Origin of the sequence: Candidatus Nitrotoga sp. M5, assembly GCF_927904885.1 — a bacterium.
Classification (GTDB): domain Bacteria; phylum Pseudomonadota; class Gammaproteobacteria; order Burkholderiales; family Gallionellaceae; genus Nitrotoga.
The window spans coordinates 45,280-72,254 of record NZ_CAKMNW010000078.1 but is presented as its reverse complement, the minus strand read 5'-3'; the positions used below and the strand labels follow the sequence as shown (position 1 = coordinate 72,254).

Below are 26,975 nucleotides of genomic sequence, written 5' to 3'. Positions count from 1 at the left end.
CGTTGAAAAAATTAGAATTCTTGAATTACTGTCTAAGTGTAACTGGAATCATAGTAAACTTCGCGAAGTGAATAATTTAAGATAGCATAACAGGAACTTTGAATTTACTCTGACCCGAATGCCACTAAGTTAAGGGGCATCAGCATTGCTAAAACAATAACTTAAGATAGTTTTGACTCGGGTTTCACAATAGTCTAACTTTGCAAAAAAGGCTTAACTTAGTGGCATTTTACTCTGCCCCCAATCATTTCTGACCCCAATTATTTATGCAAGAAGCAGAAAGCATAAATACAAAGGTTAATGCAGCATTCGCAGCACTAACCGAACCGTTTGTAAATTTTATATTTGCGCCAATTCCTGGCACAAATTTTCCGTGGATCGTGATGTGGTTAGTCGTGGCCGCTACTATTTTCACATTTTACTTTTCATTCGTGCAGCTGAAGTTTTTTAAGCACGCAATTTCTTTGGTAAAGGGTGATTACTCTGATCCGAATGCTGCAGGTGAGGTTAGTCACTTTCAAGCCTTGGCAACAGCGTTGTCTGGTACGATTGGCTTGGGGAACATCGCTGGTGTTGCCGTGGCAGTTGGTATCGGTGGCCCAGGGGCGACATTCTGGATGATCGTTGCGGGTCTGATGGGGATGGCTTCAAAGTTTACCGAGTGTACGCTTGGTGTGAAATACCGTATTGAATACGAAGACGGCACCGTTTCAGGTGGCCCGATGTATTACATTTCCAAAGGCTTCGCCGAAAGAGGTTTGCCGGGTGGTAAATTCCTGGCTGTGCTTTTCTCTATTTTCTGTGTTTTTGGCGCATTAGGCGCCGGGAACATGTTCCAATCCAACCAAGCACATGCTCAAATCTCAGGTATTGTTGGGGATTACCCAGGTTGGATTACCGGTATTATCTTTGCAGCGGTTGTGTTCGCTGTGATCGTTGGCGGCATAAAATCCATCGCACGCGTAACTGAAAAAATGGTTCCATTCATGAGTATGATTTATGTTGGTGCCGCGTTGATCATTATCTTTATGAACTATGACAAAATCGGTTGGGCTTTAGGTCAAATTTTTGCAGGTGCCTTTACAGGTCTTGGTGTTGCTGGCGGTATGGTCGGCGCTTTGATCCAAGGTTTCAAACGTGCGGCCTTCTCTAATGAAGCGGGTGTTGGTTCTGCGGCTATCGCCCACTCTGCGGTAAAAACCAAAGAACCGATTTCAGAAGGGTTTGTATCTTTGCTAGAGCCATTCATAGATACGGTTGTTATTTGTACAATGACAGCTTTGGTGATCACCATTTCTGGGCAATTGATCATTGATCCTGCAACTGGAAACTACATGCTCAATGAAGGTGGTGCTGCAATCGCAACTGTCGGTGGCACATCTGGTGTGGAATTAACATCTGCGGCTTTTGCATCTGCATTTAGCTGGTTCCCGATCGTTCTAGCGGTTGTGGTTGTTGTGTTCGCATTCTCAACAATGATCTCATGGTCATACTACGGCCTGAAAGCATGGACATACATGTTTGGTGAAAGCAAAACAGCTGAACTAACTTTCAAAGTTATCTTCTGTATCTTCATCGTGATCGGTGCGACGGTCAGCCTTGGCCCTGTGATTGACTTCTCTGACGCGGCAGTCTTTGCGATGGCAGTTGTGAACATCACGGGTCTATACTTCTTGATGGGTATCGTAAAGAAAGAGTTCGATTCTTACAGAAAACGTCTTGCATCTGGTGAAATCAAAAAGTTGACACGCTAAACTTTAGATAAACCGATTAACTTTTGCCATGACACTTTTTAGGTTTCCCCAATCGAGAAAATAACTGGGGTCACGAGAAAATAATTCGGGTCAGAGTAGAATGCCACTAAGTTAAGCCCTTTTAGCAAGGTTTGACTATTGGTAAATCCGCGCCAATACTGGCTTAAGTTGTTGCTTTAGCTATGCTAAGCTTCATTAACTTAGTGGCATTCGGGTCAGAGTAATATTAATTACACCAAGACAGGCAAATCAATGCTACTCTGACCCCAATTATTCACGAATGCAGTTGGACCACCATCCATGTTTCTAAACATTTTCCCCTCTACAAGTCCTGCCTCGATTAATAGCTCTGTGTGATAGGAGTACTCGAAGGCTTGGTCTGTGGTGAAATCCGAGAGCTGTAGCACAGAGTCAGTATTCGGCAACTCTTCAAGGCGGGTCAGAATTTCACGGATTGTGTCCCAGTTACGGTTCATTCTCTCTCCTAGGGTCTAACGCTTGAGTTGGGCGGCAGCCGAACCCCGGCACAATGTGATTGATCAATACCTAGCGTTGTTCGCGAAGTAATCATCGGGCGATAACCCCCTGTGCCCCGCTACACAACGCCAGGAGATCACCTGGCGCGACCTCGAGCTCCAAGCCACGACGACCAGCACTGACGTAAACCTTGGGGTGGCTGAGAATGCTTTGATCAGCGTAGGTTGCAAGACGTCGCCTCTGCCCCAACGGACTGATTCCTCCAATAACGTAGCCGCTAATCTTCTCTGCTTCTTTAGTCGAGGCCATTGAAGCCTTTTTGGCTCCCGCCAATGCCGCAAGGGACTTTAAGTTCAATTCGGCATTGATCGGCACCAACGCAGTTACAAGTTCTCCTCGATCCAACTTCGCGACGAGTGTCTTGAAGATCGCATCTAGGGTAACACCAAGGCTCTGTGCGAGTGACTCCCGACGATTCTCGCCGTCGTAATCGCCAACCTCGATCACTCGGTGATCTTTGCCGGCTTTCACTAAGGCTTCAATCGCGGGAGTCATCGGATTGCCTCATGACGCCCAACGACACAAATCACCGGCGGTTAAAAGGGGTGTGGCTGTAGCGTAGCGGAAGCCGCGCCGCTTTTAACCGTCCGAGTGCATTTGCCTTGTTAGGCATTTCATCTAAATCAGGCCAATTCATGGTTAATCAACCACTTCAACCTTCCCCGCCTTGCATGCAAACGAATTGCCGGGAGTTGTAGCGATTGGTATTTGTATTTTGCTCAAACGAACTTTCATTCCGCTCTGCAACGTTTTTCCATTTGTCATCAGTGACTTGATCATTGTTGGCTCAATACGCACTGTACTTGCACATTTTTCTTTCCATTCCGGATGTGATGGTGCGTCAATGACATGTCTACTCCGTCCAGCATTACGTCGATATATGCCTACGACATCATTATCAAACCATCTCGAACCCGAAGAAAGGTAATCAGGATCAGTTTTCGATTGATAAGGTGTATGCGCAAATTGTTTGTTGTACTCAGCATCACACTGCTTTCCATACTTGGCTGTTTGACCGTCGACGACCTGCTTTTCAGATACCAAACAATAACGCCAACAGAGCTTATTTCCATGCTCAGAACATTGGTCTGCCTTGTCCCGATAAGAAAGTGCGTCTGCAAACACTGTATTACTATAAGTAAGTAATACAACCAAAACGCAACACGGAAATAACATGATATTCATAAATAACTCCTTTGCCTGATTGTTATATTTTCTTTCGTGATCTGTAAAATATTTGTCAGCACTTGCATGCCTAACGCCGCGCTTTGCGGCTGGTTTGGAGCGCAGCGGAAAACCAGTCCGACAACAGCGCTTTGTGTACGCCCAGCATGGGCATGAACTAATGGGGTGTAAGTCCCCTGTAGGAAGATCACCGTCGAAAATCATGTTGTTATTAGACTATCACTACTAGCGAATGGCAAGGGCTTGACCGCGAGGTTTGGTTTGAAGGAAGCCGCTAGCAAAACTGCGAGCTGATGAACAAGAACATCATATGAGGCGTAGGCTGGAGGCGAGTTGGCACAAGACGACGAAGCCATGTGATCTGACGGCCACCGTAAATGATGCAGTTGCGCAGGGAAAGTTTATGTTCTTATCTGGGGAGATCTGCTTGACAAGCAATCGGTTATTAACCAATGAGGCTCAGGTTTAAACGTGTCTTGGCTCTTTAGTTTCCATCAACTAAAGAGAGCGAACCAGATGGAAACCGATAGCGCTGTGCTGGGTAACTGGTGCAGTGATTAAGCAGAAGTCAGCAGACGGCATAGTAGCCAAATGCCCATCGTAATGGTTGGGACACGGTGAAGGCCTGAACCTAAAGAGCGATGAGGAGCCTGTTTCAGCTCAATTATTTCATGCCCGACCGGGTTTAGGGATATTGGCGCTGGCAACAGTAACCAGCATTGGGGTGAGTTGGAGCTAATCGGCCAACTTATTTTAAAACTCTTGGGAACCGCCCTGTGCGGATCCGCATGCAGGGTGGTGTGGGGGCTGGAGGTTAGAGACCTCCGGCTACCCGATTAGCTGCTTTCATTAGCAGGCACCAATAGAACTAATTTAACACCTGCTTTGATGCACAAACGCTCAATTTTCTTAAGTAAGTTCAAGTGCTCCAAATCTGGTGGTGCATTATTTTCATCTATCAGCGCTAGAACTCCAATACGGATTGAGTCATCTCCATAATGAATTGCTTGTCCGAGGCCTTCGTGCCATTTTTTTAAGAAATCGATTTCTATCGCATAGGAATCCGTCATTACATCTACCCGACCTCGATCTACCTGTACTTCTGATTGGCCGTTTATTTTTTTGGCCAATGCAGCAGTCCAATCTTTTTCAGGCGCATCTGCATTTAAAGACAATCTTATTGTTGGCACTAGCATACTGTTGGATATGCCGAGATTTATTTGATTGTCAGTATTAGTTCCGTTTGGATCAGAAGTGTCTTTGCCTATAAATCGCAATAGACCTCCCAAAATAATAGACGCAATGATTACTGCAATAGCTACTTTTATACCAAATGATATTGGTCGTTTTTGTTTGATCTCAATATCCACGTTATTTCATCATTGCTAGCACAATAATACCTATTACAATCGCAACAATTATGATTACCGTATTGTTGTTCTTCTTGACATGGATGTCTGTTGTTCCGCTAGCAGTTTTAAAAAACGATTTCACATCGTAATCGCTTTTGCTTGATTGCTCCAACGAGTTTACAGCTTGTATTGTATTCCCCATATCCCTAGTGCTATTTCCAAACCTTTGATCTGCTTTTGCCTGAGAAACATCCAAATCAAGACGAGCATCAAGTACATTTTGTGTTAACTGCTGCTTTTGTTCGTTAGTTAATTCATCCAAGGTGAGATTCAGCAAGCTTCCCCTATTCTGTTGTTGAACAAGTGCCGTTTGAAGCTCCTCTTTTGGAACTAATTCTTTACCTATGTTTTTCACTTTGCCACCTCCGAAAATGCTTTGCATAAGGGTTGGTTTCTCTTGTTCTATGACCACATTAATATTGCCTTGCGGCAATTCAATTGAGTGTCGAATACTCTGCGTATGTGGCATGTGATCTACAAGAGACTGAATTCTTTTAAACTCAACCGCTAGATAATTGGCCCTTACTTTTGCCTCTTCAAGTTCCAGCGATGCTAATATTTTATTGGCGGCATCGACATCACCGTTAGCCAACCAGGCCACTCTCTGTATCAATGACTCAGGCAGCTTAAAATCACTTGATACTTTAATCAAGTCATTAACTGCTGGTATTACATCATTTTTCCAATTCTCGTGGGTTGTGGTTATATGCCTTGTTTGTGTATTTAAATAATGTTTCCGCAGTTTCTTTATCAATTCATATTTAATGCTCTGTGGTAGATATGGCGGAATTAGATTTAAAAGCCTCTCTGCTGTTTGTCCGCTTAATGTTGTTTTCCCACTTTTCCAATTAGGAAAAGTCTTACGAGCATATTTTTCGGCATTTTTACCGTGAAGCTGCCCGTACTTCTTAAATAACGTATCTAGTGATTGAGCGTTTAATCCAAAGAATATTTTCTGGATATCCTTATCAATTCCTGCAAACATATTGGTCAATTTCTGGCGCTGGCTTACATGGTATGCTCCCCAGTCTCTACCGCTCCAACGCCTTCCATAATATCTTGCCATTTGGCACTCACCCTTGGACTATTTGCAGCTAACGAATAGCGTTTATCTGCCGCCCCACCCAAACGCGTTTAACCCGCATCCCATGTTGGCGGCAGATAAACCTTGTTGAACTGAACCTTACGGAGAGCGGAACCTATGGGGATTGTAAGGTTTTGCGGCAGGTCGTCAACTGCATGATCGTGGGGTACGCCAGTGAGTGAGGAATAAACGGATGCTCCAGCGCAAACTTTCTGCGCTCATTGCTGCCTGAATGCCGCAACAAATGATATGAGCTAATGCCGTTCCTGCCATATGGGCGAGTGCATCCACGGCAGGTGCAAACACACGATTGCCGGGACGGCGCAATAAAAAATAGAGAAACTTCATGGCAGCTTTCGAGGCGGCGCGCGGGGTATGTGCGGGGGGATCGCCTGCGCTACCCGAAATACGCCTTCGCCACAGTGCGGACAGTTCAGCCACTCGATGCCCGCCACCCGCAGCATGAACGTTTCCACCGATTCCACCACGACTGGGTCGGGCATGGGCACATTGAGCGCTTCGCGCGCGGCGGCCAGGTTGGCGGCTTTGTGCGCGGGGCCAAGCAAGCCGTAGTGGCGGATACGCTTGAAACCACTGGGCAACATGTGTTGCATGAAACGCCCGATGAACTCGCCCGCTTCCAGACGCATCACTTTCTTGCGATTGCCGTTGATCGAATCGCGCATTTTGAAGCGCACATGATTCCCATTCATGCCGAGGATGCGCTCGTTTGAAATCGCCACCCGATGCGTATAGCGCCCGAGATATTCCAGCACTTGCGCCGGACCGCCCAGCGGTTGCTTGGCATACACCACCCAGTCGTGGCGGTGCAAAGCGGCAAAAGTGTGTGCCATGATGCATCGTCTCGCGCCGCATCGTAGCGCAAGCTGCCCGTCTTGTGCACCGCATCAAGCGCGTCCATGAACTTGCCCCGGTAAACAACAGACAACGCCTTCACTGGGAACAGGAAGCCGTGCTTCGCGCTTACCCACTTGCCCTCCATAGTCAACGCTCCGCCTGCTACTAAAGCGTGGATATGGATATGTCTACCCAAGTCTTGCTTCCAAGTATGTAACACCAGCGTAAAACTGGTCGTACCACCCAGCCAGCGCGGATTGGTGGCGAATGCATTCAGCGTGTCTGCCACCGCACCAAACAATAGCTTGTATAGCGTGCGTGCATCGCACCCTGCCAGTCCGTTGAGGGCGTGAGGCAAGGTGAATACCAAATGGAAATACGGCACCGGCAACAACTCCCGTCTCCGTGCCGCGAGCCACGCTTCTTTGGTGCGTGTCTGGCATTGCGGGCAGTGGCGGTTGCGGCATGAATGGTAGCGGTAGCGCAATGTGCCGCAGCAGTCGCAGCACTCGATATGTCCACCCAGAGATTGGGTACGATAGGCGACGATAGCTCGCCACGCCTTGTCTTGGACAACAGACAGTGCATGAGTATCAAGATAAGATTGGCCGTGTTTGCGTAAGATGTCGGCCAAGCCCACACCGTGGGACACGACGACTAGCGTAGGACGGTGTCGAGTCACTCCAGCGGCGAAGTGGTGCCGGTCAGCTTGCTTTGCGCAAGATGAAATAACGCATGGTGGTCGAGACATGGCCATGCCCCAGTAGTCGCTGAATGGTGTGGATGTCTACACCGGACTCAAGCAGGTGTGTGGCGAAGCAATGTAGTAGAGTGTGGATGCCGCCTTGGTGTCTGAGTTTGGCGCGGTCGCGCGCAGCGTAATACATGCGTTGCGCCATGGTAGTGCAGATCGGCCCAGTGCCGGTCATGTTCGGGAATAGCCATGTGTGCGGGTGATACGAGCGCCAGTAATCGCGCAGGGTTTGCAGTAAGACGGGGGAAAGCAGGGTATAACGATCCTTGCCACCCTTGCCACCACGCACCTTGATACACATCCGATCCGGGTCACTCTCAATATCCGCCATTTGCAGCGAACATACCTCGGTAACGCGCAGCCCAGCGGCGTATGTCAACATGAGTAAGGCGCGGGCGCGCGGGTTGGGAGCCGCAGCGAGCAGGCAGCTTACTTCGTTCCGCGATAATACGCATGGGAGGGACTTGGGTACCTTCGCCATCGGGATATCGAATCGGGCTTGTGGCCGACGTAACACCTTGTCGAACAGAAAACGACAGGCACTGGCCGACTGGTTTACGCTGGAATAAGCGAGCTTGCGCTCGACGATCAGGTGTAAGTGGTAGGCCTCGACCTCTTGCGGCGACAGTGTGTCCGGTGAGCGACGGTAATGCTTCGCGAGTGCGCGTACCGCCGCTAAGTAAGATTCTTGTGTGCGCGCCGCAAACCCACGCAAGATCATTGCATCATTCATCTGCTCACGTAATGTCTTCATTTTCGTCTCCTTGATCTGATCGGGGACATCCCCCGCGATCAAGGATCGAAGATTTCTTCGTTATGTGCAGCAAGATAAATCAGAAGGGTGAAGCAGGTTGCGATGGGATCGGAGTACCACTGCGTAGCTGTTTAGTTCAACACAATATTAAGCTGCGCTTGCCAGAAAGGGAGGCTTTGGCGTAGCCAAATCGAGCTGGTTGGCAATGCGTCAGCTTCAATAACACGTTAGACGGCGGCTGGTGATCCTGCAGACCTCGGCGCAGAAATCGCTGAAAATTCTTTTCCATCGGGTTACTCATGTGGTGATATCACCATTTCTCCAAAGCGAAGCGATGACATACATTTGTTCGTTATGAGTTTTCACCTCTCCTTGGAGAATCAGGTTCCAAAGTTCAAGTGGGCGCTCAACTATCGATGGTTCTGATTTTAGTATTTCGATCGCCTTCATAGCGTATGACCGGTTTTTTTTGGATCGAGTGTATTTCCCGGGCCCCACGCCGCGTATATAGCCTTCCTCAGCTAGGCTCAAGAAAGTATCTCGTGGGCACCCTTTGTCTTGGCTCGACTTTTGGGAAAGAAACTGGGCAGAAACTGCTTGTCCCCATGCGGATCGTGGCTGGACACCCTTCCTTGCTAGGTTTGCGGCTTGAATTGCAGCAGTACCATACTTAGACACCTGATTGTGCTCCTTTGCCGTCTAACGACGCTGTAGAAAAACCTCATTCTGAAACCCTGTTTCAGTTTGGGGTGGAATTTTTTCAAACCAAACGGTTGTCTTCATTTTCGGCTATCTGTTTTCCGATAATATTTCCATTGGAAACTTGTCTGATCTGGCAAGTCTATCCATGCGATATAGAGGCGAGAATACTTTACTTCCAGCCTCTTTATCTCGCATAACCATGATTCGCCAGCTTCTCGATGTTATGCATCGTGCAGTACAACTTCCACTGCCCATCCACCTTGGCTTTTCCGCGTAGCGTAAAGCGGTGCAGCCGCTTGTTGCCACGTAGGTTGCCAAACACCGGCTCCACCGTCGCAAAGCGGCGCGTGATCATTTCTTTACCCGTTTCAGAATCGATCTTCACCTTCATCAGTTCGATATGATTTTCCCGGGCATTGCGTTTGCCTTGAAAGAAAGCAACTTGCCGTGTCTGGGTTTTCTCGGGTGTGCGCAAACATTCTTGACGCCGCTCGCACGGCACGCAATCCTGTTTGGCGCCACTAAATTTCAGCGCCACATATCCATTGATCGTGCAATTCGATCCATTGCTATACAGATGCTTTCCGGCGGGGCAAACGCAGTGCGAGTGGTCATCTGCCAAATGGAAATCGGCAGGCTTGAAGCATTTGAGGGGTTTTGCTTGTCCGGTCTTGTTCCACAGCGGATCGGGCTTGGCCGCATGCACGTATTGATCGGCATAGCGTTCATCCCGCTTGCGATACCCGTTGTCGGGTATATAGGCCTCAATCTGTTCCTTGGCCAGTGCTTTGAGATTGGCTGCTGAATGGTAGCCGGCATCGGCGGTGATCACCGTGTCGGCGTTGCGTAATGTCGCAGTCGCTTTGATCGCCGGCAGCAGCAGCGCTTGCTCGGAGCCCGTGCCATGCGCTTGCGCGTCGACGATGATTTGAGTTTTTTCATCGACGGTCGCCACGCCGGTATAGCCTTGAACTACGCCTTTGCTGGTGGCCATTTTGGCCGATTCATTGTCGGTGCGATTGGATAGGCGAATGCTGCCCTTGCTCCCCTTGCGATCTTCCGGATTCTGCTTGAGAAAGTCGCGCAGTTGCTGCGCTTCTGTTTGCAGGCGTTCCAGTTTCCGGGCTTCGCGCTTGATGATCGCATCGTCTGTCGGTGCGGTATCGGCGTTCTTGTGTTTCTCCAGCATCTGCGTGGTGGCACGTTCCATCCTGTCGAGCTGGCGCTGATAATCGGCGCGGGTGCCCGATTTCGCTTTGCTGCAGGCATTGGCGGGAAGTTTGACGCCATCGATGGCAAACATTTCGCGTCCGATCAAGCCTTGGCGGTCGCATATGAGCAAGACTTGTGCAAACAGTTTGGCGACGGTATCGCCCATGTTTGAGACAAAGGCTGCGAGTGTGGTGAAGTGCGGTTGGCTGTCTCCCGAGACGGCGATAAACAGCACGTTCTCGCGGCAAGCCGCTTCTATTTTGCGGCTGTGGATGATGCCGCGACTGTAGGCTAGCAGGATAATCTTGATGAGCACTGCCGGGTCGAAGGCTGATGCGCCTTCGACGTCATTCTTGTAGCGTGCATGAAAGGTGGAAAGATCAAGCTCGCGATCGACAAGGTGGCATAACGCATATTCGAAACTGCCCGGAATGACTTGCCGGTCAAAGTCGACCGGCAGTAGTTTTAAGCCTTTGTGTATCGGTTTGAACCGTGCCATGTCACATCCACCTGTGTTATCGCGCAGTGAAATTATGGCAGATCGTGAAGGGGATTTCTTGGGTAAATTGGGATTTTTCTACAGCGTCAACGCTTTGCATAACCGGAAATTTGCGAAGCGCAGCGTAGAAAATTGTCCGTGTTTATGCATTTGTTAGGTTTCATTTATAACTGCTTCTGCTGTAAATTTATGATCAAGTGCGTTCTCTACTAGTTGCTCATATAAATTGAACTGCTGCTCTGCATATTTCAGTTTATACTGCTCTTTTATGTAAAAGTATTGCTCTAGATTGTTCTTATACAAAGCAAGGAGACCTTCTGCTATTTCTATTTCTTTATGAGCATACTGACCAAGCTCATACTTTGTTAAAGGTAGCGCTCTGAATAATTTAACATCATATCTCCATGGGTTTTTTTCTTTTTCATATCGCCACATATCAAGATAACCAGAAAGTTGATATATTTCCGTAATTTCTTTATCAAATTTAGGGTCTTCAATTAAGTGAGACGTAATATCTGATAGTGCCTGTATTTTATTACCTATTAATTTCCTAGTAGACTTTAAAACTGAGTTCGTGATTTCACTTTGCTTTTTAATCGGATCAAAACTTAGTGCAAACTCTATTTCTTCTTTTCTAGCTAAGTAAACACAATTTTCAATAACATTTACAAAATTTGAATCTGCAATTTCTTGAGGCAAACATGCTTCAGCATTTGAAACTAACTCAACCCCTGCATATTCATACGATTTTGCGACTAAACGAGAACAAAATTGCCTTGTTGTATCAAGCTTTGAGAATATTTTAGCCCCTGCATTTGCAGCACTTAACTTAGAATATGATGTGCCTACTTGTAAACGAGCGTACTCAATCGCTTTATTTATAGCTGATTGATTGTTAACTCTAACGACCTTCACAAAACCAGGGTTGTCAATAACCAAGCGTTGTGTATTTCCAGAATGAACTCCTGCTAGATCTGAATGAATGTAGCTTGAGCCTCCAACATACAAAATAGCATGAGAATATTCTGTCCCAGTTAATTTTTGTATCATTTTACTTGGCTTTTCATTCGAACAAGTAAGGATAATGTCGCCTTGTTTTAATATTCCTCTATCTAAGAGATACATGACTCACCTTGAAACCTAACGTTTCATGTTGAGCGACACCCCGAAGGGGCGTGAGCCGCGAGCTTAGCGATTGGTGTTCGCTCGAACGTGGCGTTAGGCGCAGATAGGCGTGCTCCTGCACCCTTGGTTTTTGCGTCCCAATTCATTCTCATGTTTGTTTCCCCACTGCGCTACGATTGAAAAAAAAGCCCCGAAAAACTAGACATAGGATGCGAAGCGTGGCTCTCGTTGTCCGCATCAACGACTTCAGTTATGCGGCAACGTGAGCCACGCTTCGCTCAATATCATGTTTTTAACATGTTGTAAATAAATAACTTTACTCTCTGGTGTTACAGCGAGGTATAAAATTTCATGCGGTTTTATTCTTTGCTATTGTCACTGAGCGTGATGCACGCCTATCTGAGCTTAACGTGATATATACGACATTTTTTGTCCAATAATAATGCTGACATGTCGCATAATCTTGCTCATAGTTAATAATCCTATTAATTATAAATATTTTTTTAAAGTAAATAAGACAACGAATGCAAGAAAATACGACATCACTGCCTGCTCAAAAATTACTGGATCAAGTACGCGATAAAATTCGCTACAAACACTATAGTCTAAGCACAGAAAATACCTATATTTCATGGATTAAACAATACATTATTTTTAATGGCAAGCGTCATCCAACAGAAATGGGCGCTGCTGAGGTGGAGAAGTTTTTAACCTACCTGGCGACTAAGCGTAATGTGGCCAGCTCTACTCAGAATCAGGCATTATCGGCTATTCTTTTTGTATCGTGAGGTGTTGGCAGTAGATTTGCCCTGGTTGGATGGTTTTGAGCGGTCCAAAAAGCCGCAGCGTTTACCAGTGGTGTTGACACCGCTGGAGGTGCAAGCTTTATTGCGTGAAACGGATGGTGCGCCAGAGCCGGTTGGGTTGATTATCAGGCTTTTGTACGGTACGGGAATGCGCTTGATGGAAGCAGTGCGCTTGCGTGTGAAGGATGTGGAGTTGGCGCGCCAGGAGATTATTGTGCGTGACGGTAAGGGCGGTAAAGATCGCGTGACAATGTTGCCGGATAGTTTGCTGGAAGCGCTGCGGGTGCAGCTTGCATTGCGTCGTGAATGGCATGAGCAGGATATTAAACTGGGCAAAGCGAATGTCTGGTTGCCGGATGCACTGGCTGTTAAATATCCGAATGCAGCGAGTGAGTGGGGCTGGCAATATGTGTTTGCTGCTATAAATTATTCCATTGATCCGCGCAGCAAGGCGCAGCGTCGCCACCATGTAGATGAAAAACAGGTGCAACGCTATGTTAAAAGAGCCGCTTTGGCGGCTGGTATTGCCAAGCCTACTTCGCCGCACACCTTGCGCCACAGCTTTGCCACGCATATTTTACAAGCGGGCTACGATATTCGAACAGTGCAGGAGTTGTTGGGGCATAGCGATGTTTCGACGACAATGATTTACACTCATGTTTTGAATAAGGGCGGTAAGGCAGTAGTCAGCCCACTGGATAATCTATAGGATTCATCCGGTAAGTGCGTACTTATCAGAATTTTAACCTTTAATTTATCCACGCCAGAATGTTGTTGTTGGTATAAAAAAATAGCTCGTTCCTAAAGCAAGTCAGGAACGAATGATTAACCGAATCGGCCTGTAATGTAATCTTCCGTTTCCTTGCGCTTAGGGTTGGTGAATACTGTGCTGGTATCGCCGAATTCGATTAAGTCGCCCAGGTACATATAAGCGGTGTAGTCAGACACGCGCGCTGCCTGCTGCATATTGTGGGTGACGATGATGATGGTGAATTCACCTTTCAGCTCATCGATCAGTTTTTCAATGTGTGCGGTTGAAATCGGGTCTAGCGCAGAGGTGGGTTCATCGAGTAATAATATTTGCGGTTTAACAGCTATGGCGCGCGCGATACACAAGCGTTGTTGCTGGCCGCCAGAAAGTCCTGTGCCACTTTGCTTCAGTTTATCTTTCACCTCTGTCCATAACGCTGCTTTTTTCAACGCCCATTCCACGCGTTCGTCCATCTCGCGGCGGGTAAGATTTTCATAAAGCTTCGCACCAAAGGCAATGTTGTCATATATAGACATGGGGAACGGAGTGGGTTTCTGGAATACCATGCCGATCTTGGCACGGAGTGTGTTGAGATCCTGTTTTTTGTCGAGAATATTGTTGCCATCCAGCAAAACTTCGCCGGTAGCTTTTTGTTTCGGATAGAGCTGGTACATGCGGTTGAAGGTGCGCAGCATGGTGGACTTACCGCAGCCGGAGGGGCCGATAAAGGCGGTCACCATTTTTTCCGGAATGGTAAGGTTGATGTCCTTGAGGGCGCGCTCAGCCCCGTAGTAAAAATTCAGATCGCGAACGATTAACTTGGGGGTAACGGATTGTTCAGTGCTCATCATGCCTGTGTCCTTAATAAGTCGTTGAGCTCTGGCGGAATAAGACTCGCGCCATTATATTGAGCGTGAGCACACTGATAGTGATGAGCAGTGCACCAGCCCAGGCGAGACTTTGCCAGTCTTCGTATGGGCTCATGGCAAATTGGAAAATTACCACTGGGAGGTTGGCCATGGGTTGATCCAGATCGCTGCTCCAGAATTGATTATTAAGCGAGGTGAACAGTAGTGGTGCGGTTTCCCCGCTAATGCGTGCCACAGCAAGCAGCACTCCGGTAATGATGCCAGCGCGTGCAGCGCGCAGAGTAACCATGTTGATCACTTTCCATTGTGGTGCGCCCAGCGCTGCCGCCGCTTCGCGCAAGGTGTTCGGCACCAGACGCAACATATTTTCGGTGGTGCGGATGACGATAGGGATGACTAAAATGGATAAAGCCAGCGCTCCGGCCCAGCCGGAAAAGTGCCCAATTTTGACGACATACATTTCATATATAAACAGACCGATCACGATAGATGGTGCTGAAAGTAGTACATCGTTAATGAAGCGTGTGGTCGGTGCTAACCAGCCGCGCTGCCCGAATTCTGCCAAATAAGTGCCCGCTAATATGCCGATAGGCGTGCCAATCAGTGCGGCGAGAAAGGTCATAGTCAGGCTGCCGGCAATGGCATTGAGCAAGCCGCCACTACTGTTGGGTGGAGGCGTCATTTGGGTAAATACTGCTGTGGTCAGGTGAGGCAGGCCGTTTGCCAGTAGCGTCCATAAAATCCAGCCTAACCAGAATAGGCCGAACAGCATGGCCAAGGCCGAAATTCCTAAACCCATGGCATTAATCAGACGGCGGCGTGTGTAGAGTGTCAGCATAATCAGGCAGTGGATCCTTCACGTTTCGCCAGAATGTACAACATGTAGCGTGCCAGCGATAACACGATGAAAGTTATTAAGAATAGAATTAGTCCGAGTTCGATCAGCGCTGAGGTATATAACTCACCCACTGCCTCATTAAATTCGTTGGCCAGCGCGGAGGAGATGCTATTACCTGGCATCATCAGCGAGGCACTCAATTCATGTGCATTGCCGATGACAAAAGTGACTGCCATGGTTTCACCTAACGCACGCCCCAAGCCTAGCATAATGCCGCCAGCCACACCGATTTTGGTATAGGGCAACACCACATTCCACATCACTTCCCAAGTTGTCGCGCCCAAGCCATATGCCGATTCTTTGAGCAGGGTGGGCACAACCTCGAATACATCGCGCATTACCGAGGCAATAAAGGGAATTACCATGATGGCCAGAATGATGCCAGCAGTGAGCACGCCTATACCCATAGGGATACCCTGAAACAAAGGCCCAAATATCGGAAGCGGACCAAGTTCTTCAATGAGCCAAGGCTGAACATGGTCAGCAAACAGTGGAGCAAATACGAACAAACCCCACATGCCATAAATAATGCTGGGGATGCCGGCCAACAGTTCGATGGCAATGCCCAGTGGACGACGTAACCAGCGCGGCGATAGCTCAGTGAGAAACAGTGCGATGCCGAAACTGACTGGGATGGCGATTAGCAAGGCGATGGCAGATGTTGCCAGCGTACCGACTATCGGTACGAACGCACCATATTCGTCCGTGACCGGATCCCAGTCTGTACTGGTTAAAAAATTGAAACCGAACGCCTTAATGGAGGGTGCGCTGCCGATTATCAGCGAAACGATGATGGCAACAAGCAATAAGAGCACGGCAAATGCAGATAAACGAGTGATATTGCGGAACAGAGTGTCCAGCAAATTATGTCGCTTCATATGTACGTCACGTAAAAACGTCGGCATTATTTTTTTAAAAGATGTTCAAAATTTGAGGGAGCTGAGCTCCCTTAAATTTTATCCAGCAAGAATTATATCTTGCAAATACACGCTGCCAGTGAACTTAAGCAGCATACTATTTCCAGATCGCATTGCCCTTGTTATCCTTGATCTGTTCTTTCCAGGCGGTACGTACTAATTGCTGAACTTTTTCAGGCATGGGTACATAATCTAGAGCCTCAGCCATTTTGTCGCCATTGTTGTAAGCCCAGTCGAAGAACTTTAGTACTTCTTTAGCTGACTCAGGCTCTTTTTGCGTCTTGTGCATCAGAATGAAAGTGGCACCGGTGATGGGCCAACTTTCTTTACCGGGTTCGTTGGTCAGCAGCTCATAAAAGCCTGACGTTTTTTTCCAGTCAGCGTTGGCAGCTGCTGACTTGAACGAGGTGTCATTTGGTTTAACAAACTGACCGTCATGATTCTTGAGTTGTACGTAAGCCATTTTGTTCTGTAGTGCATATGCATATTCCACATAACCGATAGAATTTTTTATGCGCTGCACATAAGATGCCACGCCTTCATTGCCTTTGCCGCCAGTGCCCGTTTTCCAGGAGACGGCAGTGCCTTCACCGATCGCAGATTTCCATCCCGGACTAACTTTGGATAGGTAGTTGGTGAAGATGAAGGTGGTGCCTGAACCATCGGAGCGATGCACTACGATGATGGTTTTATTGGGCAGCTTGGCACCCGGATTCAATGCTTTTATCGTTGGGTGATTCCACTTGGTAATCTTGCCTTGGAAAATATCGGCCAGCGCTTTGCCGTTCAGTTTGAGCTGTCCGGCTGCAATTCCAGGTATGTTTATGACAGGCACTACACCACCCATCACTGCCGGGAATTGCATCAGGCCATTCTTTTTCAGATATTCGGGTTTCAACGGCATATCTGAAGCACCAAAATCTACTGTTTTAGCGATAATTTGTTTGATGCCACCGCCAGAACCGATTGATTGATAGTTCACGCTGATATCAGTTTGAGATTTATAAGTGTCTGCCCATTTGGCGTAAATTGGATAGGGGAAGGTGGCGCCTGCGCCAGTGATGCTGACATCAGCGAATGCGTTACCTGCGGCAAACAGCGAGGCAAACAGGCTGATGCAGCAGAAGAGGAGGGTTGATTTGTTCATGGTCTCTCCAAAAATTGAATAGGTGTCGCTGAAAACCTGTCGGACTTTGCTTGTAAGCAATCAGTTGTATTAATGCGTCAGTTACTTGTGAATATTAATGTGTTATGTAGTATGAGTACCCAAAACAGACAGGCTGTTTGTCAGCGCGAATCATTATGCCTGCGCATTGTTACATAATTATTACACAAGGTAGGGGGGTGGTGGTTTCGGATAACTCAGACAATTCATGAACAGAATTTACGCAGGCGAAATTTTTGGAGCGGATGGTTTCTACCCTGGCAGGGTGCATTATTCCGTATTTTTTCGTTTTACATCAAAAAATACATCACGATAATTTCATACTGTTTCTGAGTGTAAACTCAGCGTTTGTGCCATGCGGCATTGACTAAATTGGGGTATTTCGATTTGCCTAGACTGCCGTTATAGCGTCCCAAAGCGCGGTACAGGTCTCCCTTTTCTATGTCGAGGTAGTGGCGCAAGATGGTGCAACCATATCGCAGGTTGGTTCGCAGGTGGAACAAGTTGCCTTTACTTTGGCCGAGGAGGTTCAACCAAAACGGCATTATTTGCATATATCCTCTCGCGCCTGCGCTGGAAACGGCATATTTCTTAAAACCACTTTCTACTTGAATTAGTCCTAATACCAATTGTGGATCTAACCCGGCGCGCGTAGCTTCGTAATAAACGGTCTTGAGGAAGTCCGCACGATAGTCCGCGTTTGGAATGTGTTTCTCCAAGCGGCGCGATGTGTCTTTCAACCAAGTGTCGTACTCCGGTTTAGATGCAAATGTCAGTTTGGGTGACGCTTGGTCCGAAACGGATTGGTTTAGAGATATTTGTACACTGGCGGATAGCGGTTTATAGATTTGTGCGCCACCATGTGTTGCATGGGAGAATAACAATCCCGCTGCCAGCAAGGGCAGCAAAATATAATTTGAATAACCTTCTTGAATTGGTCGCATAGTTTTAAGGGTGATTATAAAAATCCACCTTCCACATCTTTCGTTCACTAAGATAGATTTTTTACGGCAAATTACAGACATACTTTAAGACGATGTTTGCGTTGCAGCGACTATCCTGAATGTACGAAATTTCCTGCCAGTGCAATTTCTTCTCGGTCAGATTGCTGATTGCGAATGAGAGTAGTGGTATCGACAAGCGGAATAATGAGTGATGGGGTAAGGTGCCTTAATAATTTTAATAAAGTAATTTGACCCGTTATTTGGATATGCTATTTCGACATTTGGTGATTGGTGTCGTCAACAACTCCATGTCTTGGTATGATCGGGTCTGAACTTTTAAGTAAGGCAGACTCATGTCCAACATCACCATCTATCACAACACTGGCTGTGGCACTTCGCGCAACACGCTGGAGATAATCCGCAATAGTGGCATTGAGCCGCAAATAATCGAATACCTGAAAACACCGCCCAGCCGCGCCGAACTGGTTACCTTGATTGCAGCTATTGGTAAGCCAGTGCGCGATGTGCTGCGCCGTAAAGAATCGTTGTATGAAAAGCTTGATCTGGATAATCCTAAATGGAGCGATGACGAATTGATCGACTTTATGATCGCGAACCCGATTCTGATCAATCGACCGATTGTCGTAACGCCCTTGGGAACACGTCTGTGCCGACCATCTGAATCTGTACAAGACATCCTGCCGCAGTCTAAGCAGGGTGTATCTAAGTCTTCCAAAATCTAAAGAAATTTATGTCCACTATCCCAGCTTGCACTCAATGCAGTATGGAGAACACTTACCCAGACGGCGATAACTATATCTGTGCCGATTGCGGCCATGAGTGGCCGATGGAGAAGGCCGCACACGCAGATGTCAACGCAGAGCCGGAGATTAAAGATGCCATTGGCAACGTATTGAAAAATGGCGACTCGGTGGTGCTGATCAAAGATCTGAAAGTCAAAGGATCGTCTACCACACTTAAAATGGGCACCAAGGTGAAGAGTATTCGACTGGTTGCAGGAAATCACGAGGTGGATTGTAAAATGGACTCCGGCAGTTTTATGCTCAAGGCATGCTATCTGAGAAAAGTTTAAACCCAGATAATCCATTAGGCCTGATTCGTGCGATGACTTCGCATTCCCCCCTTTAAAAAAGGGGGGCTAGGGGGGATTTGAGCGTTGCAGGGACATAAAAATCCCCCTCAATCCCCCTTTTTCAAAGGGGGGGAGGCTGGTTAAATTGCCTAATGGATTATCCGGGTTAAATCTGGTGGGATGGCGTCAATCTCAATTAGAAATGTCCGCTCACAAATACATGTCTGCAAGACCTCATTAATTAATTAGGACTCCTTGACAATAATGTTGATTTCATGAATACTGCGAGTATGGAAACGAACCCTCCCTCTCCTTGGCAAGATACACCTGCGAAAAGCGAACGTATTGTCTGCGCGATTACGCGGATTGCTTCGGTGTTGCGTAGTGGTGCATGGCAGTTTGCGACAACTGAAGGGCTCAACCCGACGCAAGTGGATATCTTAGAAGCACTTCGGTCAAGGAAAGACGGTGTGCGTCTATCTTGGATAGCCCAATATTTGGGTGTAACGGCCGCCAGCGCGAGTGACTCTATCACTTCGCTCACTGCTAAAGGGCTAATTGAGAAGGGACGTGACTCTGCTGATGGTCGCGCTGTGGCATTGAGGCTGACGGGATCAGGGCATGATCTGGCTGCAAGGATTTCCAACTCGGTCAGTTTTGCGCACGATGCTGTTTCTGAACTTCCTCCGTCCACTCAAGAAGCTTTGTTCGAGTCTCTGCTGGCATTGATAGGCAAGCTACAGCAGTCCGAGCGATTCCCTGAGATTCGCGCTTGCGTTACATGCAAGTACTTTGCTATTAACAGGCATCCTGGTACTGAAGCGCCGCACCACTGCACATTGGTTAACGCGCCGCTTTCTGTCAGTTTATTACGGCTTGATTGTCCTGAACATGATCCGGCCCAAACTGCTGTTGCAGTTCAAAACTGGCAGGAGCTTGAAAGTGTCTGATTGCTGCACTGCTTTTTTTTAACTATCATATTTAGGAGTCCTATATGAAATAGCCGTCTTGAACTAACAAACACGATCACATAACCCATCTTTAACAAATGTTGTTGTTAACCATATTTAAAGGATTTATTCATGAAAAAGCGTTTATTTTCTCTAGCTGCATCTGTTTGCCTGAGTGCAGTCGTTCCTGTTGCATCTGCACACAGCGGATCAGCACATAGCCCGCAGAGTCAAATCCCCGGATACACCTATGGCCAGAAATCAGTTGCGACTGCACCCTATACGCTTAAAGATTTAGAGTCTTTAAAGAAGGCTCTCCTCTTTACCGATGACGATGTGCGCAATTTACGTGAGAGCAAAGAAATTTTGGCGGATCAAACAGATGCAATTCTGGATGTTTGGTATGGGTTCGTCGCATCTACGCCGGAACTTGTCGAGTATTTCAAAAATATTAAGACAGGCAAGCCAGATGGCGACTACCTGAATGCGGTTCGTAAACGATTCAAGCAGTGGATCTTAGATACGGCTGATGCGAACTATGATCAAGGATGGCTAGACTATCAATACGAAATTGGACTTCGCCACACCAAAATCAAAAAAAATAAAACGGATCACGTTAAAAGCGTGCCTCAAGTGAATTTCCGCTACCTGCCAGCACTCACGATTCCTGTGACGACAACACTAAAGCCTTTCCTTGAGAAAAAGGGGGCGAGCACGGCTGATGTCGAGAAGATGCACGCCGCTTGGGTTAAATCTGTTTTATTGCAAACCATTCTATGGAGTTATCCGTACGTCCGTGAAGGTCAGTTCTAGCCGTTTAATTGCATTGTTAAAGCGGCATGTGCTCCATCTATTGGAGCCGCGCTGCAAATTTATCTAAAACGATTAATAAATTAAGGAAAGCTCATCATGTCTCGTGTTCAACTCATCAACGCCAACGAAGCCACAGAAGATCGCAAGGCTATTCTGGATCAAATCAACGGAGCCTTTGGCGTTGTGCCAAACATGTTCCGCGCAGTGGCAAATTCAACCGCAGCGCTCAAGAGTATGTGGGGCTCATTTGGCGCACTTGGTTCCGGCGTTTTGGGCGCCAAGCTGGGGGAAAAAATTGCAGTCGCAATTGCTGACAAAAACCGCTGCGAGTACTGCCTTGCAGCTCATACTGTCTTGGGACAAAATGCCGGAGTATCAGAATTAGAGATGGCAGCTGCTCAAGCAGGCCAATCAGATGATGCACAAACCGCCGCCGCTTTGCGTTTCGCTCTTAAGCTTGTTGCCAACCGTGCGCAAATCGCCGATGCCGATATCGCTGAATTGAGGATGGTGGGCTTCAACGACGAACAGATCGTTGAAATCATGGCTCACGTCGCATTGAACATTTTTACCAATTATGTCAACGTAGCTTTTAATGTACCGATTGATTTCCCTAAAGTAAATCTACGCGCAGCTGCCTAGCAGCCCTGCTGGGAGCAGCCCGGGCTCTCCCAGCAATACTTAACCAAACTCAGGAATAATCGTATGACTAACATCAACACAGTAGCCCCTGAACTAGACGTAACCCAATGGATCAATACACTACGCAATATTACGCTTGCGGAATTGCGCGGACGCGTGGTTGTACTGCACGCATTTCAAATGCTATGCCCAGGTTGTGTATCGCATGGTCTGCCTCAGGCTGCGGCTATCCATGAGGCTTTTCCGGCAGCAGATGTTGCTGTGATCGGCATCCACACTGTCTTTGAGCATCACAATGCAATGACCCCCGTCGCGTTAGAAGCGTTCATTCATGAGTACCGTATTCGTTTTCCAGTTGCGATAGATCGCCCATCCACAACAGGCAGTATTCCGCACACGATGGAGGCATTTGGTATGCGAGGCACACCCACGCTGATTCTTCTAGACCGGCAAGGACGCATCCGACTCAATCATTTTGGTCGTATGGATGATTTGCGCGTTGGAGCAACGATTGGCCAACTGATGAGTGAGACTGCAATCGATCCCAATAGCAATCAAAATCAAGAGCAGCACATTACAGGGAAAGGAGATTGTGACGACGAAAAGTGTGCCACTTCTTAAAATAGCGTTATAAAGTTTTAAAGTAAGACTGAGCAATCCTGAGTCATGTTTAATGTTTGGATTGCTACTATAAAACATGAGCGTTACCTTTTTAAGTTTGAAGATGTAGTCGACACCCATATCAAACACGGTAACGCTCATTTTGACAAACGTATTGTCAGATCAGATTGGGACTATTTCAAATTAATGAAATTTTCCAATGGATTAAATTGTTTAATCGTCCCTGTCATTGTCAGTATCATAATAATCAAAATCATCATCGTCGTCATGCTGTGAATTGGATTTGCCCTTTTGAGAATGCGACTTTCCATGGGCATCCATATCATGGCCATCCATTTTTTTGTGTTTCCAACCCTTCATTTTTTGATGGGCTGCTTTCATTTCTTCGGAGCTGATTTTGCCATCACCGTTAGCATCCATTTTTTTAAATTTCTTTTCGCCGAAAGTATTAAATTCATCCCTCGTGACCATACCATCAGAATTAGCGTCCATATAATTGAACATTTTTCCGTGCTTATTTTCGTGGGATGAATCCATATTACCGTGGGGTGAGTTCATTTGGACATGAGGTGAATTAGGGTTGGCGTGAGCTAAAGTGGTGCCCAATACAAAGCAAGACGTGATAGCGAGGTAATTTAAAGTTTTTTTCATTTGTAACTCCATTTAAAGTAAAGTTTTTGGAACGTTTCTTAAGCGACTTAGCGTTAGTGTTATGTCGGCTTAAAGAGTTGCATCCACAAAGTTATTGGTCAACTCTTGAAGCAAGGTTAACAAATGAATATCAGGATGGTCTGTGCACTATCGCACATAAGCTGCTTACCTACTTAAGGGTACCTCTAAAAATTGTATTTTTAGAGGTACCCTTAAGTAATTGGTAGGGTACATCACGAAATTCGCTGTGGCTTTAGATGGAGTTAGAAAATGCTAGGGCAGCTATAGTGTAAATATTTATGTTGTCACGCCTTGATCTCTCAAGTATTCCTCATACGTACCATGGTAATCAGATACACCTTGTGGGGTGATTTCGATAATGCGCGTGGCCAGTGAAGTCACAAATTCGCGGTCATGACTGACAAATATCAGCGTACCTTTGTACTCCGTTAGCGCGGTGTTAAGTGACTCGATAGATTCCATGTCAAGGTGGTTGGTTGGCTCATCCATCAATAATACGTTGGGTCTTTGCAGCATTAGTTTGCCGAACATCATTCGTCCTTTTTCGCCACCGGACAGAACTTTTACGCTTTTTATGACATCGTCGCCGGAGAACAGTAAACGACCGAGAACGCTGCGTACCTTTTGGTCGTCATCTCCTTCACGTCTCCAATAGGTCATCCAATCAGTAAGAATGATATCGTTGGCAAAGTCATGCGCGTGATCTTGTGCGAAGTAGCCAGTGTTCGCTTTGTCTGTCCATTTAATGGTGCCGTGATCAATTTCAAGATCTCGCGCCAGACAGCGGAGAAGCGTAGTTTTTCCAATGCCGTTAGGGCCGATGATGGCGACGCGCTCACCAGCCTCAACACGGAAATTTAGATTGGAAAATAGCGGGCGATCAAAACCCTTGCTCATGTTTTCTACTTCTACTGCAAGGCGATGCAGTTTCTCGCGTTCATCATAGTCAAAGCGGATGAAGGGATACTGGCGGGTAGATGGCTTAATGTCTTCAATTTTTATTTTGTCGATCTGTTTCGCTCTGGATTGCGCCTGGGTTGATTTTGATGCATTTGCCGAAAAGCGAGCCACGAAGGCTTTAAGTTCAGCAACCTTTTCCTTGGCGCGGGCGTTGTCGGTGGCAAGTTGCGTGCGCACCGTCAGAGAGGCAAGCATGTAATTGTCATAATTACCAGGGAAAGTCGTGATTTTGCCGTAGTCCAGATCAGACATATGGGTACATACGCTGTTCAGAAAATGGCGATCATGCGAGATGATTATCATGGTGCTTTTACGGGCATTCAGCAAATTTTCCAGCCAGCGTATGGTGTTGATGTCGAGGTTGTTGGTCGGTTCGTCCAGCAACAAAATGTCAGGATCGGCAAACAGCGCTTGAGCCAATAGCACGCGTAATTTAAAACCCGGTGCTATCGCACGCATTTTTCCACTGTGCAGCTCTTGCGGTATACCCACTCCGTTTAATAATTCACCTGCTCGAGCTTCGGAGGTGTAGCCATCGAATTCAGCGAATTTTGCCTCAAGGTTGGCGGCGTGCATGTAATCTTCTTCGCTGGCATCCGGGTTGGCATAGATTGCATCACGCTCCACCATTACTTCCCACATTTCTGCGTGACCCATCATTACAACTTCTGATACGGTATTGTCCTCGAAAGCGAATTGATCTTGTCGCAGCTTACCAAGGCGTTCGCCCTTGTCCAGCATTACATTGCCGGAAGTTGGCGCCAGATCTCCGCCCAAAATTTTCATAAAAGTGGATTTACCGCAGCCATTTGCACCGATCAGGCCATAGCGATTTCCATCGCCAAATTTTACAGAAACATTTTCGAACAACGGCTTGGCGCCGAATTGCATAGTGATATTAGCAGTGGATAACATGGTGTACTCTAAAAATTAAGGCGCACATTCTATCATGTGTGCGGCTCACACCGGTCAAGGCGGCTAGGCTACAATGCCCGCTTTGCATTTTCTCTTACTATAGGTCACATATAAGGACACTATGATTCCACATCTGACAACTGCATTGAACGGTCCATTGCTTGATTTGGAGCGGCGCATGCTCGACGCACAACCCACTATTGAACATTGGTTTCGTTCGCAATGGGCTGAGCGCACTATTCCGTTTTACACCTCGGTAGATTTGCGCAATAGTGGTTTCAAGCTGGCTCCGGTGGATACCAATCTATTTCCGGGTGGCTTTAACAATTTAAATCCAGATTTTTTGCCGCTTTGTGTTCAATCTGCACAAAGTGCAATTGAAAAAATTTGTCCGGAAGCGCGCGGTGTACTGATGATTCCCGAGAACCACACACGCAACATGTTTTACATGCAAAATGTTGCACAGCTTGCCATGATTCTCAAACGGGCGGGAATGCATCTGCGTATTGGCAGCTTGTCGCCAGAAATCACTCAGCCTACCAAGCTGGCATTGCCCAATGGCATCTCGCTCACGCTGGAACCTTTGCAGCGAAAAGGCAACCGCTTGGTGCTGGACGATTTTGATCCTTGCGTGGTACTGCTCAATAATGATCTTTCCGCTGGGGTGCCAGATATACTAAAAGGTCTGGAGCAATCCACACTACCCCCGCTGGGGGCGGGTTGGACAACGCGGCGAAAGTCGCACCATTTCAGCGCGTACGATCGCGTTGCAGCTGAATTTTCCCAGTTACTCGACATTGATCCCTGGCTGATTAATCCCTACTTTTCTAGCTGCGGTCAGGTTGATTTTAAGCAGAGTTCCAGTGAAGAGTGTTTGTCCACGACCGTGGACAAAATTCTGCAAAAAATCCGTGTGAAGTACGCTGAATACGGCGTCAAGGAAGACCCGTTCGTTATCGTCAAGGCCGATGCCGGCACTTACGGCATGGGTATCATGACTGTGAAGGATGCCAGTGAAGTACGGAGCCTCAACCGCAAGCAACGCAATAAGATGGCAGTGGTGAAGGAAGGAATGCAAGTTTCTGATGTGCTGGTGCAGGAAGGTGTCTACACCTTTGAGAGTATTAATGATGCAGTAGCCGAGCCAGTGGTGTATATGGTCGATCATTTCGTGGTGGGCGGTTTTTATCGCGTGCATACTGGGCGTGCTGTGGACGAAAATCTCAATGCACCGGGCATGCACTTTGTTCCGCTGGCGTTTGACACTAGCTGTATTTTGCCTAATCCTGATTGTGCACCAGACGACATGCCGAATCGCTTTTACGCATATGCTGTCGTAGCCAGAATTGCACTGTTGGCAGCAGCGTTAGAGTTGGAAGAAATGGAAACGTGATTTATAACAGTGTTAACACAAAAGTGCAGAGGCAGAGAGAGAAAATAGGGCAGAATTCACAGGCTTTTCATCGGCTCATTGGCGACAAAAATTCTGCCAAGATGTTAAGGCCGCTAACGGCACGCTTGGTAACCTAGTGAGTTAATTGAATTGAACACTGCCTTTTCTAATAAGGGAGAGAGCAGTGCAGCTGTATCTGCTTGCCGCTATGTTGACGGATGTTGCCCAGCTTTCTGCGCAGTTCCACGGGCTGTTTGTTCCCGAAATTGGTAACATAGTGAACTTATGAAATTTTCACGCCAACGAATTCAAGCCCACACTGCTGGACTGAAAATCAGGTTGCTGCATTGGTTACAGCTCATCCGAAAGATGAGCGTTATTTCATGGCGGGCAATAATCGCTACTGTCACCTGATCGACCCGCTCAACAGAAGGTTTGTGCAAGGAAGCCGGTGTTTGTTGTACTGACGTATGGTGCACGTGCTGGAATGTTATCTGATGTTACTTCGAATCCATTATTATTTCTGGAAGCCAGGTTTGGTGTAGCGCAGTAAAAATGAATTTAACAGAAGCGCTGTTGATTGACGAAAGTGGCACGGTGTAGCTATTCCGCCGAATCACAGAAACGGCTAGAGGTCACAGCCAAACCATGCTCACGAAGGTTGAGCCATGATTACGACAAACTGCAGCC

General features: G+C 47.1%; 27 protein-coding genes and 1 pseudogene. 10 read left to right on the top strand and 18 right to left on the bottom strand.

Translation table 11 applies throughout. The features are described 5' to 3' along the window. Nucleotides 1–266: 266 nt before the first annotated feature. Entirely contained in the window at nt 267–1,754 is a 1,488-nt protein-coding gene (locus tag MJ770_RS14155) for an alanine/glycine:cation symporter family protein (RefSeq protein WP_239255710.1), read from the top strand. A 230-nt stretch (nt 1,755–1,984) separates the two neighbouring features. Here MJ770_RS14155 and MJ770_RS14150 read toward each other — a convergent pair whose 3' ends face one another. The 11 genes and pseudogenes from MJ770_RS14150 to MJ770_RS14100 form a co-directional block, all read right to left on the bottom strand. Further along, the gene (locus tag MJ770_RS14150; RefSeq protein WP_239255708.1) at nt 1,985–2,230 is read right to left on the bottom strand and encodes a DUF2513 domain-containing protein; all 246 of its coding nucleotides are present in this window, start codon (nt 2,228–2,230) and stop codon (nt 1,985–1,987) included. A gap of 91 nt (nt 2,231–2,321) precedes the next feature. Next, entirely contained in the window at nt 2,322–2,786 is a 465-nt protein-coding gene (locus MJ770_RS14145; protein WP_239255705.1) for a YbaK/EbsC family protein, read from the bottom strand. A gap of 144 nt (nt 2,787–2,930) precedes the next feature. Continuing rightward, the gene (locus tag MJ770_RS14140) at nt 2,931–3,476 is read right to left on the bottom strand and encodes a hypothetical protein (RefSeq protein WP_239255703.1); all 546 of its coding nucleotides are present in this window, start codon (nt 3,474–3,476) and stop codon (nt 2,931–2,933) included. An 836-nt stretch (nt 3,477–4,312) separates the two neighbouring features. After that, entirely contained in the window at nt 4,313–4,846 is a 534-nt protein-coding gene (locus tag MJ770_RS14135; RefSeq protein WP_239255701.1) for a hypothetical protein, read from the bottom strand. A gap of 1 nt (nt 4,847) precedes the next feature. Beyond that, the gene (locus MJ770_RS14130) at nt 4,848–5,954 is read right to left on the bottom strand and encodes a hypothetical protein (RefSeq protein WP_239255699.1); all 1,107 of its coding nucleotides are present in this window, start codon (nt 5,952–5,954) and stop codon (nt 4,848–4,850) included. 165 nt (nt 5,955–6,119) lie between these two features. After that, the gene (locus MJ770_RS14125; protein WP_239255697.1) at nt 6,120–6,320 is read right to left on the bottom strand and encodes a hypothetical protein; all 201 of its coding nucleotides are present in this window, start codon (nt 6,318–6,320) and stop codon (nt 6,120–6,122) included. A gap of 125 nt (nt 6,321–6,445) precedes the next feature. Next, a pseudogene (locus MJ770_RS14120) lies at nt 6,446–7,581 on the bottom strand (IS91 family transposase); the annotation flags it as partial. Further along, on the bottom strand, nt 7,535–8,338 hold the full coding sequence (locus MJ770_RS14115; RefSeq protein ID WP_239255695.1) for a tyrosine-type recombinase/integrase: 804 nt from the start codon (nt 8,336–8,338) through the stop codon (nt 7,535–7,537). The pseudogene MJ770_RS14120 and the gene MJ770_RS14115, both read right to left, overlap by 47 nt. 297 nt (nt 8,339–8,635) lie before the next feature. After that, entirely contained in the window at nt 8,636–9,016 is a 381-nt protein-coding gene (locus tag MJ770_RS14110) for a DUF6979 family protein (RefSeq protein ID WP_239255693.1), read from the bottom strand. A 208-nt stretch (nt 9,017–9,224) separates the two neighbouring features. Further along, complete coding sequence (locus MJ770_RS14105) at nt 9,225–10,751, bottom strand: transposase (protein WP_239255691.1); 1,527 nt, start codon at nt 10,749–10,751, stop codon at nt 9,225–9,227. 153 nt (nt 10,752–10,904) lie between these two features. Continuing rightward, the gene (locus MJ770_RS14100) at nt 10,905–11,876 is read right to left on the bottom strand and encodes a YiiX/YebB-like N1pC/P60 family cysteine hydrolase (RefSeq protein ID WP_239255689.1); all 972 of its coding nucleotides are present in this window, start codon (nt 11,874–11,876) and stop codon (nt 10,905–10,907) included. Between the two features lie 524 nt (nt 11,877–12,400). Between MJ770_RS14100 and MJ770_RS15485 the strand changes: the two genes are divergently transcribed. Beyond that, on the top strand, nt 12,401–12,664 hold the full coding sequence (locus MJ770_RS15485; protein WP_253073276.1) for a phage integrase N-terminal SAM-like domain-containing protein: 264 nt from the start codon (nt 12,401–12,403) through the stop codon (nt 12,662–12,664). Further along, the gene (locus MJ770_RS14095) at nt 12,654–13,391 is read left to right on the top strand and encodes an integron integrase (RefSeq protein ID WP_320412238.1); all 738 of its coding nucleotides are present in this window, start codon (nt 12,654–12,656) and stop codon (nt 13,389–13,391) included. The genes MJ770_RS15485 and MJ770_RS14095 overlap by 11 nt, the downstream gene beginning before the upstream one ends. Nucleotides 13,392–13,507: 116 nt before the next feature. Here the strand turns inward: MJ770_RS14095 and pstB are convergent, their stop codons facing one another. From pstB to MJ770_RS14070, 5 genes are all read right to left on the bottom strand, one after another. Next, on the bottom strand, nt 13,508–14,281 hold the full coding sequence (gene pstB, locus MJ770_RS14090) for a phosphate ABC transporter ATP-binding protein PstB (protein WP_239255725.1): 774 nt from the start codon (nt 14,279–14,281) through the stop codon (nt 13,508–13,510). A gap of 13 nt (nt 14,282–14,294) precedes the next feature. After that, nucleotides 14,295–15,140 (bottom strand): phosphate ABC transporter permease PstA, encoded by an 846-nt coding sequence (gene pstA, locus MJ770_RS14085; protein ID WP_239255687.1) that lies wholly within the window; start codon nt 15,138–15,140, stop codon nt 14,295–14,297. Between the two features lie 2 nt (nt 15,141–15,142). Next, nucleotides 15,143–16,078 (bottom strand): phosphate ABC transporter permease subunit PstC, encoded by a 936-nt coding sequence (pstC, locus tag MJ770_RS14080; protein WP_239255685.1) that lies wholly within the window; start codon nt 16,076–16,078, stop codon nt 15,143–15,145. Between the two features lie 136 nt (nt 16,079–16,214). Continuing rightward, the gene (gene pstS, locus MJ770_RS14075; protein WP_239255683.1) at nt 16,215–17,264 is read right to left on the bottom strand and encodes a phosphate ABC transporter substrate-binding protein PstS; all 1,050 of its coding nucleotides are present in this window, start codon (nt 17,262–17,264) and stop codon (nt 16,215–16,217) included. Nucleotides 17,265–17,623: 359 nt separating this feature from the next. Next, nucleotides 17,624–18,226, bottom strand: a complete 603-nt coding sequence (locus MJ770_RS14070) for a lytic transglycosylase domain-containing protein (RefSeq protein ID WP_445083166.1) — start codon at nt 18,224–18,226, stop codon at nt 17,624–17,626. A gap of 353 nt (nt 18,227–18,579) precedes the next feature. On the opposite strand from MJ770_RS14070, the gene arsC reads away from it, so the two are divergent. From arsC to MJ770_RS14040, 6 genes are all read left to right on the top strand, one after another. After that, nucleotides 18,580–18,969 (top strand): arsenate reductase (glutaredoxin), encoded by a 390-nt coding sequence (gene arsC, locus MJ770_RS14065; RefSeq protein ID WP_239255681.1) that lies wholly within the window; start codon nt 18,580–18,582, stop codon nt 18,967–18,969. Nucleotides 18,970–18,977: 8 nt separating this feature from the next. After that, the gene (locus MJ770_RS14060; protein WP_239255679.1) at nt 18,978–19,319 is read left to right on the top strand and encodes a zinc ribbon domain-containing protein YjdM; all 342 of its coding nucleotides are present in this window, start codon (nt 18,978–18,980) and stop codon (nt 19,317–19,319) included. 275 nt (nt 19,320–19,594) lie between these two features. Beyond that, nucleotides 19,595–20,269, top strand: coding sequence for a MarR family winged helix-turn-helix transcriptional regulator (locus tag MJ770_RS14055; protein ID WP_239255652.1), 675 nt, complete (start codon nt 19,595–19,597; stop codon nt 20,267–20,269). Between the two features lie 132 nt (nt 20,270–20,401). Continuing rightward, a complete protein-coding gene (locus tag MJ770_RS14050) occupies nt 20,402–21,082 on the top strand; it encodes a protoglobin domain-containing protein (RefSeq protein ID WP_239255650.1) in 681 nt (226 codons plus the stop codon). Nucleotides 21,083–21,178: 96 nt separating this feature from the next. After that, nucleotides 21,179–21,724 carry a carboxymuconolactone decarboxylase family protein gene (locus tag MJ770_RS14045; protein ID WP_239255639.1) on the top strand — a complete coding sequence of 182 codons (546 nt, stop codon included), beginning with the start codon at nt 21,179–21,181 and terminating at the stop codon, nt 21,722–21,724. 63 nt (nt 21,725–21,787) lie between these two features. After that, a complete protein-coding gene (locus tag MJ770_RS14040) occupies nt 21,788–22,345 on the top strand; it encodes a peroxiredoxin family protein (RefSeq protein WP_239255637.1) in 558 nt (185 codons plus the stop codon). A 213-nt stretch (nt 22,346–22,558) separates the two neighbouring features. Here the strand turns inward: MJ770_RS14040 and MJ770_RS14035 are convergent, their stop codons facing one another. Both MJ770_RS14035 and MJ770_RS14030 read right to left on the bottom strand, forming a co-directional pair. Continuing rightward, the gene (locus MJ770_RS14035; protein WP_239255633.1) at nt 22,559–22,996 is read right to left on the bottom strand and encodes an EF-hand domain-containing protein; all 438 of its coding nucleotides are present in this window, start codon (nt 22,994–22,996) and stop codon (nt 22,559–22,561) included. A 297-nt stretch (nt 22,997–23,293) separates the two neighbouring features. Next, complete coding sequence (locus MJ770_RS14030; protein WP_239255631.1) at nt 23,294–24,892, bottom strand: ABC-F family ATPase; 1,599 nt, start codon at nt 24,890–24,892, stop codon at nt 23,294–23,296. A gap of 121 nt (nt 24,893–25,013) precedes the next feature. Between MJ770_RS14030 and gshA the strand changes: the two genes are divergently transcribed. Further along, entirely contained in the window at nt 25,014–26,285 is a 1,272-nt protein-coding gene (gene gshA, locus MJ770_RS14025; RefSeq protein WP_239255629.1) for a glutamate--cysteine ligase, read from the top strand. Nucleotides 26,286–26,975 lie beyond the last annotated feature (690 nt).

What these genes read in the sequence shown, in the direction of transcription:
- MJ770_RS14055 (WP_239255652.1), top strand. Translation starts at nt 19,595, where the DNA reads ATGAATACTGCGAGTATGGAAACGAACCCTCCCTCTCCTTGGCAAGAT.
- pstC (WP_239255685.1), bottom strand. Translation starts at nt 16,078, where the DNA reads ATGAAGCGACATAATTTGCTGGACACTCTGTTCCGCAATATCACTCGT.
- MJ770_RS15485 (WP_253073276.1), top strand. Translation starts at nt 12,401, where the DNA reads ATGCAAGAAAATACGACATCACTGCCTGCTCAAAAATTACTGGATCAA.
- MJ770_RS14150 (WP_239255708.1), bottom strand. Translation starts at nt 2,230, where the DNA reads ATGAACCGTAACTGGGACACAATCCGTGAAATTCTGACCCGCCTTGAA.
- MJ770_RS14030 (WP_239255631.1), bottom strand. Translation starts at nt 24,892, where the DNA reads ATGTTATCCACTGCTAATATCACTATGCAATTCGGCGCCAAGCCGTTG.
- MJ770_RS14155 (WP_239255710.1), top strand. Translation starts at nt 267, where the DNA reads ATGCAAGAAGCAGAAAGCATAAATACAAAGGTTAATGCAGCATTCGCA.
- MJ770_RS14060 (WP_239255679.1), top strand. Translation starts at nt 18,978, where the DNA reads ATGTCCACTATCCCAGCTTGCACTCAATGCAGTATGGAGAACACTTAC.
- MJ770_RS14140 (WP_239255703.1), bottom strand. Translation starts at nt 3,476, where the DNA reads ATGAATATCATGTTATTTCCGTGTTGCGTTTTGGTTGTATTACTTACT.
- pstB (WP_239255725.1), bottom strand. Translation starts at nt 14,281, where the DNA reads ATGAGCACTGAACAATCCGTTACCCCCAAGTTAATCGTTCGCGATCTG.
- pstS (WP_239255683.1), bottom strand. Translation starts at nt 17,264, where the DNA reads ATGAACAAATCAACCCTCCTCTTCTGCTGCATCAGCCTGTTTGCCTCG.
- MJ770_RS14070 (WP_445083166.1), bottom strand. Translation starts at nt 18,226, where the DNA reads ATGCGACCAATTCAAGAAGGTTATTCAAATTATATTTTGCTGCCCTTG.
- MJ770_RS14130 (WP_239255699.1), bottom strand. Translation starts at nt 5,954, where the DNA reads ATGGCAAGATATTATGGAAGGCGTTGGAGCGGTAGAGACTGGGGAGCA.
- MJ770_RS14035 (WP_239255633.1), bottom strand. Translation starts at nt 22,996, where the DNA reads ATGAAAAAAACTTTAAATTACCTCGCTATCACGTCTTGCTTTGTATTG.
- MJ770_RS14040 (WP_239255637.1), top strand. Translation starts at nt 21,788, where the DNA reads ATGACTAACATCAACACAGTAGCCCCTGAACTAGACGTAACCCAATGG.
- MJ770_RS14100 (WP_239255689.1), bottom strand. Translation starts at nt 11,876, where the DNA reads ATGTATCTCTTAGATAGAGGAATATTAAAACAAGGCGACATTATCCTT.
- pstA (WP_239255687.1), bottom strand. Translation starts at nt 15,140, where the DNA reads ATGCTGACACTCTACACACGCCGCCGTCTGATTAATGCCATGGGTTTA.
- arsC (WP_239255681.1), top strand. Translation starts at nt 18,580, where the DNA reads ATGTCCAACATCACCATCTATCACAACACTGGCTGTGGCACTTCGCGC.
- MJ770_RS14105 (WP_239255691.1), bottom strand. Translation starts at nt 10,751, where the DNA reads ATGGCACGGTTCAAACCGATACACAAAGGCTTAAAACTACTGCCGGTC.
- gshA (WP_239255629.1), top strand. Translation starts at nt 25,014, where the DNA reads ATGATTCCACATCTGACAACTGCATTGAACGGTCCATTGCTTGATTTG.
- MJ770_RS14125 (WP_239255697.1), bottom strand. Translation starts at nt 6,320, where the DNA reads ATGAAGTTTCTCTATTTTTTATTGCGCCGTCCCGGCAATCGTGTGTTT.
- MJ770_RS14045 (WP_239255639.1), top strand. Translation starts at nt 21,179, where the DNA reads ATGTCTCGTGTTCAACTCATCAACGCCAACGAAGCCACAGAAGATCGC.
- MJ770_RS14145 (WP_239255705.1), bottom strand. Translation starts at nt 2,786, where the DNA reads ATGACTCCCGCGATTGAAGCCTTAGTGAAAGCCGGCAAAGATCACCGA.
- MJ770_RS14115 (WP_239255695.1), bottom strand. Translation starts at nt 8,338, where the DNA reads ATGAAGACATTACGTGAGCAGATGAATGATGCAATGATCTTGCGTGGG.
- MJ770_RS14050 (WP_239255650.1), top strand. Translation starts at nt 20,402, where the DNA reads ATGAAAAAGCGTTTATTTTCTCTAGCTGCATCTGTTTGCCTGAGTGCA.